Below are 18,996 nucleotides of genomic sequence, written 5' to 3' on the forward strand. Positions count from 1 at the left end.
CATACAGTTATTGGGCGATGCAGATAACATAGCGTATTTTGGCGAGGACGGAAGGGGGAAGCCGAAAATTAGTTTAAAAACAGAGGCTGCGTCGGCAGCCTCGTCAAAAACAGCATTATTTACCGTGTTCGGCCTGCAGCGTGGCGAACCACGGTTGCACGAAGTCGCTGCTGCTGCCCCAGCCGGGGATGATCTTCGCCAGCCCGGCGACGTTGACCGGCCCCGGCTGCGCCAGCAGCAGCGCCTGAGGAATGACCGTCGCTTTGAACTGATAGCTGTCCGGCGTGCTTTCCCCGGCGATCTTGTTGGCCACCAGGCGCACGTTGACTGCGCCGATAAGCTTCGGATCCACCGCCACGCTGACCTGCCACGGGCTGCCGGCTTCGCGCATCAGCTGCAAGTCCTGGTTGGAGATATCGATGCTGTACAGCTTGATCTCGGTGCGGCCGTTCTCTTTCAACGCTTTGTAAGCGCCCTGAGTGAAGGCGTCCCAGGTGCCCCAGATGGCGTCGATCTTGCCTTTCGGGTATTTCGCCAGCACCGCGCCCACCTTGTTGGCGGTATCGCCCTGCACGTCGGATGAAACCGCGCCAATCGATTCCAGCTCGTGAATGCCCGGATGCTGTTTCAGCAGCTGCTGATAGGCGGCCTGGCGGCGTTCCATCGGTGGGAAGCCGGCTACCCAGAGTTTGATGATGTTGGCCTGGCCGTTGAAATCCTTCACTAACTGGCCGAAGGAGGCGTTGGCCAGCGAAGCGTCGTCCTGCTGCGAGACGGTGACGCCGGGAACGCTGCCACTGACGTCGGTATCGAACGCCGCGACGGCGATGCCGGCTGCCGCGATGCGCTTGACCAGCTCGGTGGAATAGGGGGCTCGCCCCTGTGAGAGAATGATGCCGTCATATTTCTGGCTGATAGCCTGGTTGACGAAGTCCTGGAAGCGCGCGTCGTCGCCGTTGCTGAGGAAGGTGTCCACCTTGAAGCCCAGCTTGCGTCCTTCCTGGATGGCACCCGCCAAAAATTGCGTGGTGTTGTCGTCGGAACCGAGGTTGCGGATCACCGCGATGCGCACCGGCCCCTGATGCTGAGCGATGGCAGCTGGCACGGCGGCGTTTTCCGCTGCCTGCAACGGCAGGGCAGCCAGCAGGCTGAGGGCGAGCAGCGAAGTCTTGACGTTTTTCATTATTATAGGCTCCAAAAAGCAGGGAAACGATCCCGGTGAAGGTCTGTTATAGCAGTCTTTCTGTCTGGACGTCTATTTGTTGTTGCGGAGCATCATAGCGAGATGCGGCAGGCGAGGGAATCAGAGCGGTTATGACTTTTTCTTACTGCTTATAACGTCGGGTTTGAGACATTAAAAAAGGGCCGAGCAAGCTCGACCCTCGATGTTACGCACCGGTGCGGTTATTTGACCTGCATACCAGGCTGCGCGCCGCTGTCCGGGCTCAGCAGGAAGATCTCTTTCCCGCCAGGGCCCGCCGCCATCACCATGCCTTCCGAAACGCCGAAACGCATTTTGCGCGGCGCCAGGTTGGCGACCATGATGGTCAGACGGCCTTCCAGCGCTTTCGGATCCGGGTAAGCGGAGCGAATGCCGGAGAAGATCTGGCGCAGTTCGCCGCCCAGATCCAGCTGTAGTTTCAGCAGCTTGTCGGAGCCTTCGACAAAGTCGGCGCTCTTGATCAGAGCGATGCGCATGTCTACCTTGGCAAAGTCGTCGAAGGTGATGGTTTCCTGAATAGGATCATCGGCCAATGGACCGGTCACCGGTTTGGCGGCGGCCATGTCTTCCTTCGAGGCGTTGACCATCTCGCTGACCTTATCCAGATCGATACGGTTGAACAGCGCTTTGAATGCGTTCACCTGGTGGCCCAGCAGCGGTTGCGGGATTGCGTCCCAGCTCAGCTCGGCGTTGAGGAACGCTTCGGCGCGTTCGGTCAGCGAAGGCAGCACCGGCTTCAGGTAAGTCATCAGCACGCGGAACAGGTTGATGCCCATCGAGCAGATGGCCTGCAGATCGGCATCGCGGCCTTCTTCCTTCGCCACCACCCACGGCGCCTGTTCATCCACGTAACGGTTGGCCAGATCGGCCAGCGCCATGATTTCGCGGATCGCGCGGCTGAACTCGCGGCTGGCATAAGCTTCGGCGATGCTCTGCGCCGCGTCGACGAAGGTCTGGTACAGCGCCGGATCGGCCAGGCTGTCGGCCAGCTTGCCGCCGAAGCGTTTGTTGATAAAGCCGGCGTTGCGCGACGCCAGGTTCACCACCTTGTTGACGATGTCGGCGTTCACGCGCTGCACGAAGTCTTCCAGATTGAGATCGATATCATCAATGCGTGAAGAGAGCTTGGCGGCGTAGTAATAGCGCAGGCAATCGGCATCCAGATGCTGCAGGTAGGTGCCGGCCTTGATGAAGGTGCCGCGCGACTTGGACATCTTGGCGCCGTTCACCGTCACGTAACCGTGCACGAACAGGTTGGTCGGTTTGCGGAAGTTGCTGCCTTCCAGCATCGCCGGCCAGAACAGGCTGTGGAAGTAGACGATGTCCTTGCCGATGAAGTGATAGAGCTCGGTGGTGGCGTCTTTGCGCCAGAACTCGTCGAAGTCCAGATCGCCGCGTTTGTCGCACAGGTTCTTGAAGGAACCCATGTAGCCGATCGGTGCGTCCAGCCAGACGTAGAAGTATTTGCCCGGCGCATCCGGGATTTCGAAGCCGAAGTAAGGCGCATCGCGGGAGATGTCCCACTGCTGCAGGCCGGATTCGAACCACTCCTGCATCTTGTTCGCCACTTGCTCTTGCAACGCGCCGGAGCGCGTCCACGCCTGCAGCATTTCGCTGAAGGCCGGCAGATCGAAGAAGAAGTGCTCGGAGTCGCGCATTACCGGCGTCGCGCCGGAAACCACGGACTTCGGATCGATCAGTTCCGTCGGGCTGTAGGTGGCGCCACACACTTCGCAGTTGTCGCCGTATTGGTCCGGCGATTTGCATTTCGGGCAGGTGCCCTTCACGAAACGGTCCGGCAGGAACATGCCTTTCTCCGGATCGTACAGCTGAGAAATGGTGCGGTTCTTGATAAAACCGTTTTCTTTCAGGCGGCTGTAAATCAGGGTGGACAGCTCACGGTTTTCATCGCTATGGGTCGAGTGATAGTTGTCATAGCTGATGCCAAAGCCGGCGAAATCCTGTTGGTGCTCCTGGCTCATCTCCGCGATCATTTCTTCCGGTTTTACGCCCAGCTGCTGCGCTTTCAGCATGATCGGCGTGCCGTGCGCGTCGTCCGCGCAAATGAAATGCACTTCGTGGCCGCGCATTCGTTGGTAACGCACCCAGATATCCGCCTGGATGTGCTCGAGCATGTGGCCGAGATGGATGGAACCATTTGCGTACGGTAGCGCGCACGTCACCAATAATTTTTTCGCGACTTGAGCCATAGTGAGAACTTGCTTTCTGTAATGAATAAAAGGGCCTTCGATGTTAACCGATCGCGCCCTTCGCTGCTAGGGCGGTTTCTTGCAGGTTATACGCGCCAGCCGCCGGGCAGTTCTGATATGCTTAGCCGGAAGCTATCCATTCAAAATCAAGGAGCCGGGATGAACGCAAAATCCCCTGAGCAGACCAACCCCGAAGTTCTGCGCGCCCTGGTGACCGGTGTACTGGCCGCCTTTGAACACCCGACGTTGAAAAACAACCTGACCGCATTGAAGGCTATCCATCACTGCGCGTTGCTGGACGATGTGCTGCATATCGAACTGACGATGCCGTTTGCCTGGCTGAGCGGCTTTGAAGCGCTGCAGGCAAGCGTTGGCCCCGAGCTGCTGCGCGTGACCGGCGCCAGCGCCATCGATTGGAAGCTTAAACACGATATCACGACGCTGAAGCGTGCCAACGGCCAGGCCGGTATCAAAGGCGTGCGCAATATCATCGCCGTCAGCTCCGGTAAAGGCGGGGTGGGGAAATCCACCACCGCCGTCAACCTGGCGCTGGCGCTGGTCGCCGAAGGGGCCAAGGTCGGCATTCTGGACGCCGACATATACGGCCCGTCGATCCCCAATATGCTGGGCACCGAACACGAGCGGCCGACTTCGCCGGACGGTCAACATATGGCACCAATCATGGCGCACGGCCTGGCGACCAACTCTATTGGCTATCTGGTGACCGACGACAATGCTATGGTGTGGCGCGGACCGATGGCCAGTAAGGCGCTGATGCAGCTGTTGCAGGATACGCTGTGGCCGGATCTGGATTATCTGGTGCTGGACATGCCGCCGGGTACCGGCGACATTCAGCTGACGCTGTCGCAGAACATTCCGGTGACCGGCGCACTGGTGGTTACCACCCCGCAGGATATCGCTTTGCTGGATGCCGCCAAGGGCATCGTGATGTTCGAGAAAGTGCATGTGCCGGTGCTGGGCATCGTGGAGAACATGAGCGTGCATATCTGCAGCAACTGCGGTCACCATGAGCCGATTTTTGGCACCGGTGGCGCCGAGAAGCTGGTGCAGAAATACAACAGTCGTCTGCTGGGGCAGATGCCGTTGCATATTTCGCTGCGCGAAGATCTGGATCGCGGTACGCCGACGGTGATCAGCCGACCGGACAGCGAATTCGCCGACATGTATCGTCAATTGGCCGGCCGTGTGGCTGCGCAGATGTATTGGCAGGGCGAGGCGATCCCGACAGAGATTGCGTTCCGCGCGCTGTAATCAGCCTATCGCAATGCAAGAACCCGGCTTAAACGCCGGGTTTTTTTATAGGATGCGGGCTGGGTTGTGCAAATCTGCCCGGGTATAAGGACGTTCGATCTGTGCCAGCGTTTTGGCGATATGCTGCAGCAATCCCTGGGTGGGAGCCGGCTGCCGCTGTCCCATCAGCGCCAATGGCAAGGCCAGCGCGATGGCGAAGTGCGGCCAAGAGAGATGCGGGCGCGTTTTGCTCCGCTGCAACCACAGGAACAGTGCGCTGGCCAGGTAGCCTAAAATCAGCCCGCTGATCACCTCAGATACCGAGTGCACGCGAATTTCCAGCCGCGAAACGCCGATGGCGAAAGGTAATATCCACCCGGTCAGTAAAGCGATGCTACGTATGGGGTGGGAAAAGCGACCGGTCAACGTCCAAAGCAATGGCGGCCAGATGCTTGCCGCGAGGGCTGAATGGCCGCTGAATCCGGTGAAGTCATAACTTGCGCTACCAATGCCCCAGCCCATAAAGGCCAGTTTGGACAGGCAGACCAGCCCGCCGGTGAAACCGAAGATCAGCGCCCATTGCCAGCCTGCCGCGCGAGTGGCGGGAGACGCGATCAGCAACAAAAACAGAATCAGCGCGCAGGGCAGCAGCAGCATGCTGTCGCCGAAAAAAGTCAGAAAATACCAATCCAGCACATCAATCTCCGATGAAAGGGGACGGGGAGCAAAAGTCAGCGCCGTGGAGTGTAACCCGTTACGGCGCGTTGCCCTAGGCGTGAGATTCTTAAAATGCCGCTTGCCCGTGGCGTGACAGCCCGAATTCGCCCGCCGTTGCGCAATATACAGTGGCGCAAACCCCGGCGACTCCCTATAATTGTCGCGTTTTAGTTCCCCCCTTCACACTATGAAATCAGGTCTTTAATTTTATGACTGACAATCCGCATCAGTGCGTCATTATTGGTATAGCTGGCGCATCTGCCTCCGGAAAAAGCCTTATCGCCAGCACGTTGTACCGCGAACTCCGCGAGCAGGTCGGCGATGAGCACATCGGCGTTATTCCAGAAGACAGTTACTATAAAGACCAGACTCACCTGACCATGGAAGAACGGGTCAAAACCAACTACGACCACCCGAGCGCCATGGATCACAACCTGCTGTTCCAGCATCTGCAGATGCTGAAGGCCGGTAAGGCGATCGAGCTGCCGCTGTACAGCTACACCGAACACACGCGCAAGAAAGAAACTGTCCACCTGGAACCTAAAAAAGTCATTATTCTGGAAGGGATCTTGCTGCTGACGGATATCCGCCTGCGCCAGGAAATGAACTTCTCGATCTTTGTCGACACGCCATTGGATATCTGCCTGATGCGCCGCATGAAGCGCGACGTCAACGAGCGCGGCCGCTCGATGGATTCGGTGATGGCGCAATACCAGAAGACCGTGCGCCCGATGTTCCTGCAATTTATCGAACCTTCCAAACAATACGCCGATATCATCGTCCCGCGCGGTGGCAAAAACCGCATCGCGATCGATATTCTGAAAGCCAAAATCAGCCAATTCTTTGAATAATGCCCCTTAATGGCCGGAAATGTGCATTTCCGGCCGGCGGCCAACTATTTGCACCCCGGCGTAGACCTTTCGCCCGTTGTGTGGCAATTTTTGTTTAGTTATGCGTTTTGATGGAGAAGAGAGACATGAGACTGTGTGACCGCGATATAGAAGCCTGGCTGGATAGCGAGAAACTGGTGATTTCCCCGCGCCCGCCGCTCGAACGCATCAACGGGGCCACAGTAGATGTCCGCTTGGGCAATCAGTTCCGCGTGTTCAGTGGCCATACCGCGCCTTTTATCGATCTTAGCGGACCGAAAGACGAAGTCAGCGCCGCGTTGGATCGCGTGATGAGCGACGAGATTGTCCTGCCGGAAGGCGAGGCGTTCTTCCTTCATCCCGGCGAGCTGGCCCTGGCGGTGACGTTCGAATCCGTGACGTTGCCGGACGATCTCGTGGGGTGGCTCGACGGCCGTTCTTCTCTGGCGCGCCTGGGGCTGATGGTACACGTCACTGCGCACCGTATCGATCCGGGCTGGCATGGGCGCATCGTGCTGGAGTTTTACAACTCCGGCAAGTTGCCGCTGGCGCTGCGGCCGGGGATGCTGATTGGCGCCTTGAGCTTTGAGCCGTTGTCCGGCCCGGCGGCCCGGCCTTATAACAGCCGGCAGGACGCAAAATATCGCGATCAGCAGGGCGCAGTAGCCAGTCGAATCGACAAGGACTAACGGCGCGGGATGCACCGTCGGTGTGGCGCTGACAAGAGGGTGGCATGAGAAGATTACTGACGACATTGGCGATTTTATTGGTGGTCGTGGTGGCGGGGATGTCCGCGCTGGTACTGCTGGTCAATCCGAATGATTTTCGCGGTTACATGGTCAAAAAGGTCGAACAGAAGAGCGGCTACCAACTGACGCTCGAAGGCGACCTACGTTGGCATATCTGGCCACAGCTCAGCATTCTGGCCGGGCGCATGACGCTGACCGCGCCGGGTGCCAAGGCGCCGGTAGTGAGCGCGGAAAACATGCGCCTCGATGTCAAACTATTGCCTCTATTGTCGCATCAGCTGTTTGTTAAACAGGTGATGCTGAAAAATGCCGTCATTCGCCTCACGCCCGACAGTGAAGAGCACTCTCAGGTGGACGCCCCGATCGCACCCGCCGGTAGCGGTACTGACGCGGCAGACGCGGCCTGGAAGTTCGATATCGACAACCTACGGGTCGTGGACAGCCTGCTGGTTTGGCAGCGCGCCGACAACGAGCAAATCAATGTCCGGGATATCAATCTCACTCTGCAACAAACGGAGAAACGGCAGGCGCAGCTGGAACTTTCCAGTCGGGTTAACCGCGATCAGCGTGACCTGACCTTCAGCATGGCGGCCGATGTCGATCTACAGCAGTTCCCACGCCAGATCGGCGCCAAAGTGACTCAGTTCAATTACCAACTGGTGGGCGCGGATATTCTTAATGGCGGTATTCAGGGAGAGGGCAATGCACAGGTGGTCTATCAGCAGACGCCAGCGCAGATTGCCATCAGCCAACTGAACGTCAGTGCCAATAACAGCCAATTGGCCGGCGATATCAGCGCCAGCCTCGGGACGGTGCCTGGCTATGTGGTGAATCTGAATTCGGCTAATCTCGATCTCGACGCGCTTTCCGGTTGGAAATCTAGCACTAATACCGCCGAGCAGTCCGCCGTGACCGCCGCGCCGGTGATCGCCAGCCAGGTTGACGATCGGCAGCAGAACCTGGAAGCGCTGCGCAATTTCAATGCACAGTTGAATCTGCAGGCGGCGCAGTTGACCTACCGCGGTATGAACGTTACCCAGTTAGCCGTCGCGGCGGATAATCAACGCGGCCTACTGACGCTGCATAAACTTGTCGGGCAATTGGCCGGCGGTGATTTCTCCTTGCCGGGCTCGCTGGACGCGCGCGGTAATAAACCGGTGATCAGCGTGCAGCCGACGTTGAACCAGGTTGAACTCGGCACGGTGCTCAAAGCCTTCGACATGCCGCAGATGCTGACCGGCAAATTCAGCATGAAAGGGGATCTGACCGGCGATCGTCTTTCTTCACAGTCATTTGAGCACCGCTGGCGCGGTACGGCGCAGCTGGCGATGCAGGATGCGCAGTTGCACGGCCTGAACATTCAGCAACTGATCCAACAGGCGGTGGCGCGCAACGATAACAGCGTGCGCGGGCAAGACAGCTATCAGCGCTATACCGAGGTCAAAAGCGTCTCTGCGCAGGCCAGCCTGAATCAAGGCACGGTCAAGCTCAGCGGTCTGACGGCGGATTCTCCTTTGCTGGCGCTGACCGGCGCCGGCAGCATCGATATGCCGGGCAAGCAGTGCGATATGGCGCTTAACGTGCGCGTCACCGGCGGATGGCAAGGGCGCGGCGAGCTGATCGAACAACTGCAAAAAACGCCGATTCCGCTGCGGGTTTACGGGCCTTGGCAACAGCTGAATTATCAACTGCAAGTCGATCAAGTGCTGCGAAAAACGCTGCAGGATCGGGCCAAGGATGCGTTGAACAAGTGGGCTGAAAAGAACAAGGATTCGCGCGAAGGCCAGGATCTGAAGAAGCTGCTCGACAAACTGTAATCCCTACGACGCGGGCCACATTGTGGCCCGCGTCAATATCGAGATTCCCGCGGTAATTTCTCTCCGTTACCTTGATGAAGGTCATGAAGGCTCGCGCGCAGTTTGTGCAGAGTAAGGGCTGTTCTGCTATGACTATGCGCCTGAGCGCGAAAACATGACGAGTTGAGGAAACATGATAGAGCTTCTTATTGGCGCCGCAGTCGCGGCGGGCGTGGGCCGTTACATCATCAAGGGATATTCCGCTACCGGCGTTTTGTTGGTGGGGGGGCTGCTGCTGCTCGGCATCAGTGCCCTGATGGGGAAAACGCTGTTGCCGTCCGGCGCCACCTCAACCGGCTGGCGCGCGACCGACATGATCGAATACGTCAAGATTTTGCTGATGAGCCGTGGCGGCGATCTGGGCATGATGATCATGATGCTGTGCGGCTTTGCCGCGTACATGACGCATATCGGCGCTAACGACGTGGTGGTCAAGCTGGCCTCGCGCCCGTTGCAGATGATCAACTCGCCTTATCTGCTGATGGTGGCGGCCTATTTTGTCGCTTGCCTGATGTCATTGGCGGTCTCTTCCGCCACCGGCCTCGGCGTATTGCTGATGGCGACGCTGTTCCCATTGATGGTGAACGTCGGCATTAGCCGCGGGGCGGCGGCGGCCATTTGTGCTTCGCCGGCGGCGATTATTCTGGCACCGACCTCCGGTGACGTGGTGCTGGCAGCCAAGGCGGCGGAGATGCCGCTGGTGGACTTTGCATTCAAAACCACGCTGCCTATCTCGATTGCCGCCATCGTCTGTATGGCCGTGGCGCACTTTTTCTGGCAGCGCTACCTCGACAAAAAGAACAATGAACAGCATCACATCATGGACGTCAGCGAAATCAAAACGCATGCGCCGGGGTTCTACGCGATATTGCCGTTTACGCCGATCCTTGGCGTGCTGATCTTCGACGGAAAATGGGGGCCGGAGCTGCACATCATTACCGTGCTGGTAGGGTGCATGCTGCTGGCGGCCGTGATCGAGTTTGCGCGCAGCTTCAGCGCCAAACAAGTGTTCAGCGGCCTGGAGGTAGCCTATCGCGGCATGGCGGATGCTTTTGCCAGCGTGGTGATGTTGCTGGTGGCCGCGGGTGTCTTCGCGCAGGGGCTGAGCACCGTCGGCTTTATCAGCGGGCTGATTGGCCTTGCGCAGTCGTTTGGCACCGGCGGTTTGATCATGATGCTGGTGCTGGTGGTGATCACCATGCTGGCGGCCATGACCACCGGTTCCGGCAATGCGCCGTTCTATGCGTTTGTCGAACTGATCCCGAAACTGGCGGCGCAGATGGGCGTGAATCCGGCCTATCTGGTGATCCCGATGCTGCAGGCGTCTAACCTCGGCCGCACGCTGTCACCGGTCTCCGGTGTGGTGGTAGCGGTTTCCGGCATGGCGAAAATCTCGCCGTTCGACGTGGTAAAACGCACGTCGGTGCCAGTGATTGTCGGGCTGGTGGTGGTGATCGTGGCGACGGAGCTGCTGGTTCCCCAGTAAAAGAAAGGCCGGGGGATGCCCGGCCTCAATGCTAAACCTCGTAGTCCTCCGGTGGAGGCGGCGGGGTGATCTTCACCTTCAGGATACGGTGGCTGTTGACCTCCAACGGTTCGAACAGGTAGTCACCGATTCTGATTTGCTCGCCTTCTTGCGGCACACGCTGGCTGTGCTCCATCAGCAGCCCCGCCAGCGTGTGGTATTCGCGCTTTTCTTCCAGCGGCATCGGCAGGTACAGCACCAGATCTTCCAGCGGCATATAGCCGTTGGCGATCCAGCTGCCGTCCTCGTTTTGCTGAATGTCGTGGCGTGCGTCCACCTCTTCGCCGGCCTCCGGCAGGTTACCGGCGATGGTTTCCATCACGTCCGTCAGGGTGACGATGCCTTCGACGGAGCCGAACTCATCAACCACAAAGGCAAAGTGCGTCTGCGCCTGACGGAATTGTTCCAGGGCGCTTAACAGCGTGAGCTGCTCCGGGAAGATCAGCGGTTGGCGTATCAGCGCGCGCAGATCCAGCGGCGCCTGCGCCAATTGCTGTTTGAGGACGTCGATAGTATGGATAACGCCCAGCGGTTCGTCGCTGGCGCTGCTTTCCACCACCACGATGCGCGTATGCTGATTACGTTCCAGCAACTGCGTCAGCTTCTCCTGCGGATCGTTCAGTTCAAGGTATTCGACGTCGTGACGCGAAGTCATAATGCTGCTGACCGTGCGCTGCGCCATGCCGAGTACGCGTTCGATCATGCGCCGTTCCTGCTGATTGAAGATCTCGCCGCTTTCGCTGTCGCTATCGGCCAGCAGGTTGGCGGAGTGGCTGTCGACCTCTGCTTCTTCATGTTTGCCGCTCAGCATACGCAACACCGCCTCGGCGGTGCGTTCGCGCAGTGGCCGCACCTTTGACAGGAAGCGACGGCGGTTGAACTGCGCCAGCTGGTTCAGCGCCTCGATCATTACCGAGAAGCCGATCGCTGCGTAGAGGTAGCCTTTCGGAATATGATAGCCGAAGCCCTCCGCCACCAGGCTAAAGCCAATCATCAGCAGGAAGCTCAGGCACAGGATAACGATAGTCGGGTGAGCGTTGACGAAGCGCGTCAACGGCTTGCTGGCCAGCAGCATCAGGCCGATGGCGATGCAGACCGCGATCATCATCACCGCCAGATGATCGACCATGCCGACCGCGGTGATCACCGAGTCGAGCGAGAAGACGGCGTCCAGCACCACGATCTGCGCCACGACCGGCCAGAAACGTGCGCCTTTGCGCGCGCCATGCTGCTCTTCATCCTTGCCTTCCAGCCGCTCATTGAGCTCCATGGTGGCTTTGAACAGCAGGAATATCCCGCCGACCAGCATGATCAGATCGCGGCCGCTGAAGGGGTGCTCCGCGACGATGAACATCGGTTTGGTCAGCGTCGCCAGCCACGAGATGGAGGCGAGCAGAGCCAGACGCATGACCAGCGCCAGCAACAGACCGACGACACGGGCCTTATCTCGTTGTTGTTTCGGTAGTTTGTCCGCCAGAATGGCGATGAAGACAAGGTTGTCTATACCCAGCACGATTTCCAGCACGACCAAAGTGGCCAGGCCGGCCCAAATTGTTGGATCAGCGATCCATTCCATACGCCCAATTTCACCTGTAAGTTCTACGGCTTATGCCGCACGGGAATGATGGGCGTTGAGGCGGCAAAATTCAACTTTAATCGGGAGGACGTGGATCAGCACAGGCGTATTACCGTAAACATCGAACGGCACCGAGTGGCCCAAGGAATCAAGGGCCGAGGGAGCAAATATCTGCCGGGATGCCATGCGCTCAGAAAAGAAACGTCTTATTAAATATATTTAAATCAAAATATTAAAACAATTTTCTTCAACTATGATTCTTATCGGTATGTGGCATGAGTAGTCTTATTCTGAAAACGGCTGACTGGGGGGATCTAAGGCTTGTATCACTTAGGCATTAGTATAAGAATCTTAGTCATATAACGGCAGTAACTAGCATCGTTTGGTTATAAAGGCACCGATTTTTTTATTTTTTTGTGAACAGCATGACAGTTCAAACGAAGAATGAGTGCCGTTTTGCATAAAAATTACTGGCTCATACAATGACGTGGTTGGATGCGTCAATACAGTACTTTGGTAGCTGCAAGCCAAGGGCGGTAGCGTGCCTGATTGAATCCCCTTGTTCACGCTGCACAGGTGAGTGCAGCGCTACGATGAATTGGAATGAAAATGCAAACAAGACTTAAGGCAGTGATCCCCGTTGCGGGCTTGGGAACCCGTATGTTGCCAGCGACCAAGGCTATTCCTAAAGAAATGTTGCCCGTGGTCGATAAGCCCTTAATCCAGTACATTGTTGCTGAATGCGTCGCGGCGGGGATTAAAGATATCGTATTGGTCACGCATTCATCGAAAAACGCGATTGAAAACCATTTTGACACTTCTTTTGAGCTGGAGGCCATGCTCGAAGCGCGCGTAAAGCGTCAGCTCCTGAGTGAAGTGCAAAGTATTTGTCCGCCGGATGTTACCGTGATGCAGGTGCGTCAGGGACAGGCGAAAGGGTTGGGGCATGCGGTGCTTTGCGCCAAACCAATGGTGGGTGATTCTCCTTTCGTTGTGCTGTTACCCGATGTTTTATTGGATGATTCTACGGCGGATTTGCGTAAAGAAAATCTGGCTAAAATGATTCAACGTTTTGATGATACGGGTTATAGCCAAATCATGGTTGAACCGGTGCCGGAACAAGATGTGTCCAAATATGGTGTGGTAGATTGCGCAGGCGCGACGATAGCTGCTGGAGAAAGCGCACCGATGACGGCGGTGGTTGAGAAGCCGGCCCGTGAGGATGCACCTTCCAATTTAGCGGTTGTCGGCCGGTATGTACTTTCAGCAGAAATTTGGCCGCTGCTTGAAAAGACCGCTCCTGGCGCAGGCGACGAGATTCAACTGACCGACGCGATCGCGATGTTGATGAAAGAGCAAACGGTGGAAGCGTTCCATATGAGCGGTAAATCCCATGATTGCGGTGACAAGCTTGGTTATATGAAGGCGTTTGTGCAATATGGTCTGCGTCACGGTTCGGAAGGTGAGAATTTCAGCCACTGGTTGAAGCAGACGTTGGGAAAGTAACAGGTTGTCGCCACCGCGGCTGAGAGCGAACACGAGAATGAATGAGGTTTACCATGACGAAGTTGAAAGCGGTTATTCCCGTTGCCGGATTGGGCATGCGCATGCTGCCGGCGACCAAAGCGATTCCGAAAGAGATGTTGCCAATCGTTGATAAACCGTTGATTCAATACATTGTCAACGAATGCGTCGCGGCAGGGATCAAAGAGATCATCCTGGTGACGCATTCTTCCAAGAACGCCATCGAAAACCATTTCGATACCTCATTCGAGCTGGAGGCGATGCTGGAGGCCCGTGTGAAGCGGCAGCTGTTGGATGAAGTGCAGTCGATAACGCCAAAAGGCGTGACGCTGATGCACATTCGCCAGGGGCAACCAAAAGGACTGGGACATGCCGTTCTCTGCGCTAAACCGTTGGTCGGTGATTCGCCATTTGTTGTTCTGTTGCCAGATGTTTTGCTTGACGATGCCAAGGCTGACCTGAGAAAAGATAATTTGCCGCATCTTATTTCTCGTTTCGAAGAAACGGGCCATAGCCAGATACTGGTTCAAACGGTCGACGAGCATACTCTGCGTGAGTATTCTGTTGTCGAATGTGAGAATAACGCACTGCAACCTGGCGATTCTTCACGTATCAGTTCAATAATCGAGAAGCCGGGCCGCGATGTTCCGCTAAAATCAAACTACTCAGCCGTTGGGCGATATGTGCTATCTGCGGATATTTGGCCTATTCTCGAGAAAATTGAGCCGGGCGCTTGGGGACGCATTCAGCTGACAGATGCTATTGCTGAGCTGACTCAGCAGCAAATAGTAGAGGCCACTGAATTGGTTGGTGAGTCGTTCAATTGCGGTGAGAAGATGGGCTATCTGCGGGCATTCGTGACTTACGGATTGCGCCATCCTACGCAGGGTAAAGCCTTCCGCGAGTGGGCAGAAGAACTTTCTTTGTAAAGCTTCTCTCGATACCTCCATGGCTGTCGTGGCACAATATTGAAGAGATCGTGGCTAAGTTTAAGGCAAAACGATGGGACGCTCTTTTTTTTTAGAACTATGCAATAATGCTCCGAGAGTCTAAGCCTAACAAATCTGAATTCAACGCTTACTCAATGAAAGTGTCTTTTAAGGCACCTTGCGCAAGTGTTGATAACTCATTTTGCTAAGTGCCATGGTTGGCCTGGGGCTTGGCATTGCATGCATTTTTTACTTTGAAAGTGATGATAACTCGATGGCAAAAAAACAATGGAAACTGATACCGCTCTTGGTATCCATCAGTGTGGTTAGCGGCTGTACTATCGTGCCGGGCTCTCATCTTTCAACCAGTGGTAAAGAGGTTGTCAAACAGCAAGATAGCGATTTTAACCTTGATAAATTGGTTAATATTTACCCGGTGACGCCAGGTCTAATCGAGAAGCTACGATCGAAACCAGTGGTTGCACAGCCTAATTCCTCGCTTGAACGGGAATTGCAAAATTACGAATACCGCATTGGTGTCGGCGATGTGTTGATGGTGACAGTATGGGATCACCCAGAACTGACGACTCCTGCGGGGCAGTACCGTAGCGCGAGTGATACAGGCAACTGGGTGAACTCAGACGGAACAATTTTTTATCCTTACATCGGTAAAGTTAAGGTGTTAGGAAAAACAGTTAATCAAGTACGCAATGACATTGCCTCTCGGCTAGCACAGTATATCGAGAGTCCGCAGGTTGATGTCAGCATCGCAGCATTTCGTTCTCAAAAAGCGTATGTGACGGGAGAAGTAACAAAATCCGGTCAACAGCCGATTACCAATGTGCCATTGACGGTAATGGATGCGATCAACTCAGCGGGGGGACTATCAGAAAACGCAGATTGGCGAAATGTTGTGCTCACCCACAATGGGCAAAAAATCAGTATTTCGCTGCAAGCATTGATGCAAAAAGGGGATCTCACTCAGAACCGTTTGCTTTATCCTGGGGATATCCTTTATGTCCCTCGAAACGATGACTTGAAAGTATTCGTAATGGGTGAAGTTAAAAAGCAGACCACGTTGAAAATGGATCGCAGTGGTATGACGTTGACTGAGGCATTAGGAAATGCAAATGGGATGGACCAAACGTTTTCTGATGCAACTGGTGTATTTGTCATCCGTCCGCTAGGAGGAACTGAAGGTAAGAAATTGGCAAATATTTATCAGTTGAATGCATCCGATGCAGCGGCAATGGTAATGGGGACAGAATTTCATCTTAAACCCTACGATATCGTATATGTTACAACAGCGCCAGTTGTTCGTTGGAATCGGGTCATTAGTCAGTTAGTACCTACAATTTCTGGCTTCAACGACCTTACCGAAGGAACGCTTCGTATCCGTAATTGGCCTTAGAAATAAATGGTATGGGTATGTTTAATTCGATTCTAGTTGTTTGTGTTGGCAACATTTGTCGCTCTCCTACAGGAGAGCGGTTATTGCGAAACTGTTTGCCCGAAAAAAAAATTAGTTCTGCAGGCCTTGGTGCTATGGTAGGAAAGCCAGCTGATGAAATGGCTCAAGAGGTGGCTTTATCGCATGAGTTGTCTCTAGAAAATCATGAAGGCAAGCAATTAACGGCGAAGATGTGCCGCGAATTTGATCTTATTCTTGTTATGGAGAAAAGTCATATCGAGGCCGTATGTCGTTTAGCTCCCGAGGTGAGAGGTAAAACGATGCTTTTCGGCCACTGGATAGGGCAGCGTGAAATTGCGGATCCATATCGCCAAAGTCGAGAAGCTTTTGAGTTCGTTTACGGCCTTCTTGAACAGTCAGCTCAGAAATGGGCTTTAGCATTACGCCGATAGTCAGTGGGATTTATAATGTTAAACAAGAATACAGTAAAAAACGTCGGTAACGAAAAATCCGATGAATTTGACTTGGGAAGGTTGCTTGGTGAGATAATTGATCATCGTTGGTTAATTACTGGCATTACTACGGCCTTCTTAACTTTAAGTATACTATTTTGTGTTTTTTCTACTCCTATATATCGTGCAAATGCTTTAATTCAAGTCGAGCAAAAGCAGGGCAATGCGATTTTGGACAACTTAAGTCAAATGTTGCCTGACAGACAACCTCAGTCTGCTCCCGAAATTTCTTTGTTGCAATCACGAATGATTCTTGGAAAAACTGTCAGTGATCTGAATCTACAAATAGTCGCAGAACAGAACTACTTCCCACTATTTGGTCAGGGGTTTAATCGTTTAGTCGGGAATAAACCTGGTGAGATTAAGATTAGTCACTTAAGCATTCCGAAACTAAATGACGAAGATAAAAATCGTGATTTGAAAATTGTGGTGTTAGAGGGGGGGAAATTCAAAATAGTGAGTGACCGCTTTGAGGATGTTGCTCAGGTTGGTGTTGACTTCAACAAAGATGGTGTTTCTCTGACTGTTGACAAAATAGATGCACCAGTCGGGACGGAATTTAACGTTCAACTTTTAACTCAGCTAGAAGCGATCGTTAATTTACAAAAAGATTTTACCGTTGAAGAGCAGGGCAAAGATACAGGGATGCTTAACCTGGCCATGACAGGGGACGATCCTCAATTAATCGGGAAGATATTAGAAAGTATCAGTCGGAATTACTTACAGCAAAATATTGATCGCCAGGCAGCGCAAGACTCAAAAAGTCTTGATTTCCTAGATCAGAAAATCCCTAAGGTACGTTCTGAACTTTATTTAGCTGAGGACAAACTAAATTCTTATCGGCGCCAAAAAGATTCTGTTGATTTAAATTTGGAAGCTCAATCTGTACTGAATCGTATAGTTAATGTGGATAACCAGTTAAATGAACTGACGTTTAAAGAAGCAGAGATCTCTCAACTTTATACAAAGGATCACCCGACATATAACGCGCTGATGCAGAAAAGGGAAACGTTGCAACAAGAGAAGTCAAAACTTAATAAGCAAATCTCGGCAATGCCAGCAACTCAACAAGAAGTGTTGAGACTCAGTAGAGATGTAGAATCTGGTAGAGCTGTCTATATGCAGCTCTTAAATAGGCAGCAAGAGTTGAATATTGCTAAGTCGAGTGCTATTGGTAATGTTCGAATCATTGACAATGCTATTACTGAGCCTAAACCAGTAAAACCCAAAAAAGCATTGATAGTTATTATTGGTGTCTTCTTGGGTGGTTTTATTTCTATCGGTGTTGTTTTGGTTAACGTCTTCTTACGCAGAGGAATTGAATCTCCAGAACAATTGGAGGAGCAAGGAATTAATGTGTATGCCAGTATTCCTGTTTCTGAATGGCTGCAAAAAAACACCCTGAGCAAGGCAAAAAGTAAGCGGCTGACGATGAGTCAGAGACGAATAAATGAATCTGGAGCATTCCTGGCCGTTGAGAACCCTGCAGATTTAGCTATCGAGGCTATTCGTGGCCTTCGGACAAGTTTACATTTTGCGATGATGGAATCAGCAAATAATGCAGTTATGATTTCAGGTGCGAGCCCAAGTGCTGGTAAGACTTTTGTCAGCACGAATTTAGCTTCAGTTATTGCTCAAAGTCATCAGAAAGTATTACTTATCGATGCCGATATGAGAAAGGGTTACGTACATAAACTCTTCAATGTAAATAACGATAACGGTTTATCTGACTACCTTGTAGGGAAAGCCAAGTTAGAAGATGCTATCAAACCTGTAAAAAACGCTGGTTTTGATTTCATCTCAAGAGGGCAAGTACCGCCAAATCCAGCTGAACTACTAATGCATGATCGTTTTAAAGAGTTGCTGGAGTGGGCTACAAAAACATATGATTTGGTCATGATCGATACACCACCGATTTTGGCCGTAACAGATGCCGCGATTATAGGTCGATATGCAGGGACCACTCTACTTGTTGCACGCTTTGAAAATAATACAGTTAAGGAAATTGATGTTAGTATCAAGCGTTTTGAGCAAAGTGGTGTTCCAGTAAAAGGATGTATCTTGAACGGCGTCGTGAAAAAAGTAAGTAGTTATTATGGCTATGGTTATAACTACTATGGATATAATTACGACGACAAGAAAAGCAATTAGATGATGGTAGCTGCCACTATTGAAAAGTAGTGGCAGCTGTTTTCATATGATAAGGTGATTAAGTGATCTCGGGAAAAAAAATACTTATTTTAAGTCACACCCCCTCTATCTCTAATTTCAAAATTGGTAGCCATCATTATGCAAATCAATTGACAAGAGCTGGGCATAATGTGACGTTCATGGGAACACCTTTCTCGTTAATGCACAAACTCACAGGAAAGAAATGCGTTGGTTTAGTTCAGATAAACGACTCTGTGAGGATTGATGAATTTAAGTTCATATTTCCAATAACGACCAAAAGAAATTGGTTCTTTATCTTCGTGAATAAGATAACTGACTTTCTTATTAGAATGGCTCAAGGTAGAAAATCACAGTACGACATTATTATTTGTGATTATCCATTTTTTGAACCATATATTAACGTCTTTAAATATAAAATGATTGATTTAGAACGCTTGGCAAAAGAAGAAAAAATTTCTGACGTCATTGCCTTT

The 18,996-nt window shown here is 53.1% G+C and carries 15 protein-coding genes; 11 read left to right on the top strand and 4 right to left on the bottom strand.

Annotated features, from left to right (window positions below):
- Nucleotides 1-115: 115 nt before the first annotated feature.
- Both ACJ8IL_RS06390 and metG read right to left on the bottom strand, forming a co-directional pair.
- The gene (locus ACJ8IL_RS06390) at nt 116-1,183 is read right to left on the bottom strand and encodes a sugar ABC transporter substrate-binding protein (protein ID WP_049205821.1); all 1,068 of its coding nucleotides are present in this window, start codon (nt 1,181-1,183) and stop codon (nt 116-118) included.
- Nucleotides 1,184-1,404: 221 nt separating this feature from the next.
- Entirely contained in the window at nt 1,405-3,432 is a 2,028-nt protein-coding gene (metG, locus tag ACJ8IL_RS06395; protein WP_049208866.1) for a methionine--tRNA ligase, read from the bottom strand.
- A gap of 159 nt (nt 3,433-3,591) precedes the next feature.
- Between metG and apbC the strand changes: the two genes are divergently transcribed.
- Nucleotides 3,592-4,704 (top strand): iron-sulfur cluster carrier protein ApbC, encoded by a 1,113-nt coding sequence (gene apbC / locus ACJ8IL_RS06400; RefSeq protein WP_043142439.1) that lies wholly within the window; start codon nt 3,592-3,594, stop codon nt 4,702-4,704.
- A gap of 45 nt (nt 4,705-4,749) precedes the next feature.
- Here apbC and ACJ8IL_RS06405 read toward each other — a convergent pair whose 3' ends face one another.
- Nucleotides 4,750-5,379 (bottom strand): phosphatase PAP2 family protein, encoded by a 630-nt coding sequence (locus tag ACJ8IL_RS06405; RefSeq protein WP_442516423.1) that lies wholly within the window; start codon nt 5,377-5,379, stop codon nt 4,750-4,752.
- A gap of 230 nt (nt 5,380-5,609) precedes the next feature.
- Here ACJ8IL_RS06405 and udk point away from each other — a divergent pair, with 230 nt between their 5' ends.
- The 4 genes from udk (at nt 5,610) to dcuC (ending at nt 10,360) form a co-directional block, all read left to right on the top strand.
- Nucleotides 5,610-6,251 (top strand): uridine kinase, encoded by a 642-nt coding sequence (udk, locus tag ACJ8IL_RS06410; protein ID WP_004938922.1) that lies wholly within the window; start codon nt 5,610-5,612, stop codon nt 6,249-6,251.
- A gap of 125 nt (nt 6,252-6,376) precedes the next feature.
- Nucleotides 6,377-6,958, top strand: a complete 582-nt coding sequence (gene dcd, locus ACJ8IL_RS06415) for a dCTP deaminase (protein ID WP_019454407.1) — start codon at nt 6,377-6,379, stop codon at nt 6,956-6,958.
- Nucleotides 6,959-7,002: 44 nt separating this feature from the next.
- Complete coding sequence (asmA, locus tag ACJ8IL_RS06420) at nt 7,003-8,835, top strand: outer membrane assembly protein AsmA (RefSeq protein WP_301479831.1); 1,833 nt, start codon at nt 7,003-7,005, stop codon at nt 8,833-8,835.
- Between the two features lie 172 nt (nt 8,836-9,007).
- A complete protein-coding gene (gene dcuC, locus ACJ8IL_RS06425; RefSeq protein ID WP_099817592.1) occupies nt 9,008-10,360 on the top strand; it encodes an anaerobic C4-dicarboxylate transporter DcuC in 1,353 nt (450 codons plus the stop codon).
- 31 nt (nt 10,361-10,391) lie between these two features.
- Here dcuC and ACJ8IL_RS06430 read toward each other — a convergent pair whose 3' ends face one another.
- A complete protein-coding gene (locus tag ACJ8IL_RS06430; protein WP_025302162.1) occupies nt 10,392-11,975 on the bottom strand; it encodes a TerC family protein in 1,584 nt (527 codons plus the stop codon).
- 609 nt (nt 11,976-12,584) lie between these two features.
- Here ACJ8IL_RS06430 and galU point away from each other — a divergent pair.
- The 6 genes from galU to ACJ8IL_RS06460 all read left to right on the top strand — a co-directional run.
- Nucleotides 12,585-13,481, top strand: a complete 897-nt coding sequence (gene galU, locus ACJ8IL_RS06435; RefSeq protein WP_049205978.1) for a UTP--glucose-1-phosphate uridylyltransferase GalU — start codon at nt 12,585-12,587, stop codon at nt 13,479-13,481.
- Between the two features lie 53 nt (nt 13,482-13,534).
- Nucleotides 13,535-14,428, top strand: coding sequence for a UTP--glucose-1-phosphate uridylyltransferase (locus ACJ8IL_RS06440; protein ID WP_049295283.1), 894 nt, complete (start codon nt 13,535-13,537; stop codon nt 14,426-14,428).
- A 274-nt stretch (nt 14,429-14,702) separates the two neighbouring features.
- Nucleotides 14,703-15,839 carry a polysaccharide export protein gene (locus ACJ8IL_RS06445; RefSeq protein ID WP_049296027.1) on the top strand — a complete coding sequence of 379 codons (1,137 nt, stop codon included), beginning with the start codon at nt 14,703-14,705 and terminating at the stop codon, nt 15,837-15,839.
- Nucleotides 15,840-15,856: 17 nt separating this feature from the next.
- The gene (locus ACJ8IL_RS06450) at nt 15,857-16,291 is read left to right on the top strand and encodes an arsenate reductase/protein-tyrosine-phosphatase family protein (protein WP_049296029.1); all 435 of its coding nucleotides are present in this window, start codon (nt 15,857-15,859) and stop codon (nt 16,289-16,291) included.
- Between the two features lie 15 nt (nt 16,292-16,306).
- A complete protein-coding gene (locus ACJ8IL_RS06455; protein ID WP_049295284.1) occupies nt 16,307-18,502 on the top strand; it encodes a polysaccharide biosynthesis tyrosine autokinase in 2,196 nt (731 codons plus the stop codon).
- A gap of 62 nt (nt 18,503-18,564) precedes the next feature.
- On the top strand, nt 18,565-18,996 hold a 432-nt coding region (locus ACJ8IL_RS06460; protein WP_442516424.1), incomplete at its 3' end, for a GumK N-terminal domain-containing glycosyltransferase.

This window comes from Serratia sp. CY47444 (assembly GCF_052168635.1).
GTDB lineage: Bacteria > Pseudomonadota > Gammaproteobacteria > Enterobacterales > Enterobacteriaceae > Serratia > Serratia bockelmannii.

What these genes read in the sequence shown, in the direction of transcription:
- galU (WP_049205978.1), top strand. Translation starts at nt 12,585, where the DNA reads ATGCAAACAAGACTTAAGGCAGTGATCCCCGTTGCGGGCTTGGGAACC.
- metG (WP_049208866.1), bottom strand. Translation starts at nt 3,432, where the DNA reads ATGGCTCAAGTCGCGAAAAAATTATTGGTGACGTGCGCGCTACCGTAC.
- udk (WP_004938922.1), top strand. Translation starts at nt 5,610, where the DNA reads ATGACTGACAATCCGCATCAGTGCGTCATTATTGGTATAGCTGGCGCA.
- ACJ8IL_RS06445 (WP_049296027.1), top strand. Translation starts at nt 14,703, where the DNA reads ATGGCAAAAAAACAATGGAAACTGATACCGCTCTTGGTATCCATCAGT.
- ACJ8IL_RS06390 (WP_049205821.1), bottom strand. Translation starts at nt 1,183, where the DNA reads ATGAAAAACGTCAAGACTTCGCTGCTCGCCCTCAGCCTGCTGGCTGCC.
- ACJ8IL_RS06440 (WP_049295283.1), top strand. Translation starts at nt 13,535, where the DNA reads ATGACGAAGTTGAAAGCGGTTATTCCCGTTGCCGGATTGGGCATGCGC.
- ACJ8IL_RS06430 (WP_025302162.1), bottom strand. Translation starts at nt 11,975, where the DNA reads ATGGAATGGATCGCTGATCCAACAATTTGGGCCGGCCTGGCCACTTTG.
- dcd (WP_019454407.1), top strand. Translation starts at nt 6,377, where the DNA reads ATGAGACTGTGTGACCGCGATATAGAAGCCTGGCTGGATAGCGAGAAA.
- ACJ8IL_RS06455 (WP_049295284.1), top strand. Translation starts at nt 16,307, where the DNA reads ATGTTAAACAAGAATACAGTAAAAAACGTCGGTAACGAAAAATCCGAT.
- asmA (WP_301479831.1), top strand. Translation starts at nt 7,003, where the DNA reads ATGAGAAGATTACTGACGACATTGGCGATTTTATTGGTGGTCGTGGTG.
- apbC (WP_043142439.1), top strand. Translation starts at nt 3,592, where the DNA reads ATGAACGCAAAATCCCCTGAGCAGACCAACCCCGAAGTTCTGCGCGCC.
- ACJ8IL_RS06450 (WP_049296029.1), top strand. Translation starts at nt 15,857, where the DNA reads ATGTTTAATTCGATTCTAGTTGTTTGTGTTGGCAACATTTGTCGCTCT.
- dcuC (WP_099817592.1), top strand. Translation starts at nt 9,008, where the DNA reads ATGATAGAGCTTCTTATTGGCGCCGCAGTCGCGGCGGGCGTGGGCCGT.